The organism is Aquirufa sp. OSTEICH-129A (assembly GCF_054558355.1).
Genome location: NZ_JBPXKC010000032.1, coordinates 1 through 222, shown reverse-complemented (window position 1 = coordinate 222; position 222 = coordinate 1). Strand labels below are relative to the sequence as shown.

The 222-nt window shown below is 44.6% G+C and carries 1 protein-coding gene; it reads right to left on the bottom strand.

Annotation, left to right across the window (positions count from 1 at the left end):
- On the bottom strand, positions 1–222 hold a 222-nt coding region (locus tag SKC36_RS12385), incomplete at both ends, for a hypothetical protein (protein ID WP_459466086.1).

The following is a 222-nucleotide window of genomic DNA, read 5'->3' as shown; positions in this document are numbered from 1 at the left end:
GAGTTAAGGTAGAAATGGCAGCATCTGCAGCACCAGCCACAACAGTGAATGCATTAGAATCACCAACTTTGGCTGCTACATTACTACCAGCACCAGTTCCTGTTGCAGTTAAAACTACACCCGTTTCCGCTTTGGTATAAGTAACACCTGAGATGGTAACTGCACTAGATCCAGAAGTAATGGTACCTGTAAGTGTACCACCTAAAGTACCAGTACCTGTCT